The sequence below is a fragment of the Mesotoga sp. HF07.pep.5.2.highcov genome (assembly GCF_003666285.1).
In the GTDB taxonomy this organism is placed as follows: domain Bacteria; phylum Thermotogota; class Thermotogae; order Petrotogales; family Kosmotogaceae; genus Mesotoga; species Mesotoga prima.
Genome location: NZ_JFHJ01000435.1, coordinates 1 through 2,388 on the forward strand (window position 1 = coordinate 1; position 2,388 = coordinate 2,388).

Sequence of the window (2,388 nt, forward strand, 5' to 3'; positions counted from 1 at the left end):
TTTGGAGGTATCATAAGCTTCGAATTGAAAGGTCCGAGAGAGAACGCTGAAAGCTTCGTTAGAAATCTGAAACTAATCAAACTCGCGGTATCTCTCGGTGATGCCGAGACACTGGTGGAGGTGCCAGCGATGATGACTCACAGAGATTATCCGGAAGAAGAGCTGCACGAATTCGGCTTTTCAAACAAGACTGTACGAATTTCTGCTGGACTTGAGCATTACTCGGATTTACTCAATGATATCGAAGATTCTCTCGACAAGGTTTACAGACAATGAAAGCGCTTGTCTTTGATGGTAACCTTAAACTGCTGGACGTTCCATTACCGGTAAGACGGCCCGGAACATCTTTGGTAAAGGTCAATCTTGCCGGGATCTGTAATACGGACTTGGAAATCACCCGTGGCTACATGGACTACCATGGAATTCTCGGTCACGAGCTTCTGGGGACGGTTATCGAAAGCGAATCGGCCATCTTGTCAGGCAAACGTGTAACTACGGAGATCAACATTCCCTGTAAAACCTGCGACCTCTGTAAACAGGGGCTTTTCAAACACTGCAGAAACATCAAGACCGTTGGAATCTCCGGCTACCCGGGGGTATTTGCAGAATACGCGGTACTTCCAGACGAGAGTCTTCACGTGATTCCAGAAACTGTTTCAAGTCTGAAGGCAGTATTTACCGAACCACTGGCAGCGGCCGCTCAGGTCTTCGAGTCCGTAGAACTCTCACCGGATCAGAGAGTCTGCCTGATTGGTGATGGAAAACTGGGTCTGCTTATTTCAATGGTTCTTTCGGCAAAGGGGATTATACACCGATTGGTAGGTAAACACCCCGAAAGGATAGGGCTTCTCGGAAGCAGCTCCGGTGCGTTATTTTTGAGTATCGACGAAGCCGAAACTTACGACAGACACTTCGATATTGTAATAGAAGCTACGGGGAACCCGTTAGGGCTAGCTCAAGCGCTAAGGGTAGTAAGGCCACAGGGGAAGGTAGTGCTGAAAAGCACCTATCAAGGGAAGCCGTCCTTTGACGTGACGAGCGTGGTCGTTAGGGAAATAGAATTGATCGGTTCAAGGTGCGGACCCTTTGAAAAAGCTATTTCCATGCTTGAAGAAGGAACGGTAGACCCAACAACACTCATCGAGAATATTTTTCACATCGACGAATCACTAAAAGCTTTTGAAGCGGCAAAGAAGTCGCTCAAGGTAATAATAAGGATGGATTGATTTTGGGCAGTAAATATAAGATGTACTTCTTTGATCTGGATCACACGATCCTTGACTTTGAAAGGAGCGAAGTAGAATCTCTTCTTGAGCTCTTCAAAGCGCGAGATGTTGATCTCTCTGAAGAACAGGTAAGATCTTATCAGTCTATAAATTCAAAGTGGTGGGGCTATCTTGAAAAGGGAACAAGGAATAAAGAAGAAGTAGTAGTCGGAAGGTTCAGGGAATACTGTGATTCCATTGGCGCAAGCTTTGATCCTGAGGAGCTTAACGATGAATACCTTACAAGGCTTTCAAGAAAGGCATATTTTTTGCCCGGTGCAAGAGAGTTTCTCACAACCCTGAGGCGACAGGGTAAACGGATGGCAATAATAACCAATGGTGTATATCGCGTGCAGCATAACAGATTTCTATCTGCGGGCCTCCACGAATTCTTCGAATTCTCGCTTTCATCCGAAGAAGCGGGAGTCGCAAAACCTGATCCTGGAATATTTCTAGAAGCAATTCGCAGGGCTGGCGTTCAAAGGAATGAGGTTGTGTATATAGGAGACAGCCTTGAGTCAGACTATAGAGGAGCCGAAAATGCGGGAATCGATTTCATCTGGTTTGGAAAACATGTCAGGAGAAACAAAGGCCCCGTTAACATAGCAAGAAACTACGATGAGCTATTAATGCTTCTTGTCTAGCTGCTGTTCCCTTACGTTAGTTTCCAGTTCCCGACTAGGGCAACGCGGGAGGTTAGAGGTATGAGGTTAGAGGTAAGAAGATCAAGCTCTTATCGCTCTTTCAACCTCTTCCCTCTGACCTCGGCTTTTACCAAGAACCTGGACGCGCAGCGTCGGAACGAAGAACCGGTGTTTATTGGCGGGGACGCTGTACCGTTGACTGGCAAATGGTTTTCATCAGCGTACAGCGGATTCATGCTCCTAAGCGAACAGCGGCTCTCAAGACCAAGATGGTAAAACAAGTTCAGGCCGACGTTTTCGGAATCAGCAAACACTGTCGTACCCGGCTCGCTTTCTCGAATGTTCTTACTTAGTCATCCCGAACTTGTTTCGGGATCTGTGTTTCCATCTTCGAAGGATCCTCTCGGAGGACGGTGGAACTTTGACTGGCAAACGGTTTTCATCAGCGCGCAGCGGGTTCTTGCTCCTAAGCGAACAGC

The 2,388-nt window shown here is 47.1% G+C and carries 3 protein-coding genes; all 3 read left to right on the forward strand.

Features of this window, described 5'->3' with window-relative positions; all coding sequences use genetic code 11:
• Positions 1-276, forward strand: a 276-nt coding sequence (locus BG32_RS09175; protein WP_147434912.1) for a PLP-dependent transferase, incomplete at its 5' end; no start/stop codon positions are given.
• Complete coding sequence (locus BG32_RS09180) at positions 273-1,226, forward strand: alcohol dehydrogenase catalytic domain-containing protein (RefSeq protein WP_121526723.1); 954 nt, start codon at positions 273-275, stop codon at positions 1,224-1,226. The genes BG32_RS09175 and BG32_RS09180, both read left to right, overlap by 4 nt.
• A gap of 2 nt (positions 1,227-1,228) precedes the next feature.
• Positions 1,229-1,909 carry a YjjG family noncanonical pyrimidine nucleotidase gene (locus BG32_RS09185; RefSeq protein WP_259459644.1) on the forward strand — a complete coding sequence of 227 codons (681 nt, stop codon included), beginning with the start codon at positions 1,229-1,231 and terminating at the stop codon, positions 1,907-1,909.
• Positions 1,910-2,388: the final 479 nt, after the last annotated feature.

Bases quoted from the DNA above. Each gene is read 5' to 3' on its own strand.
- BG32_RS09180 (WP_121526723.1), top strand. From the start codon at position 273: ATGAAAGCGCTTGTCTTTGATGGTAACCTTAAACTGCTGGACGTTCCA.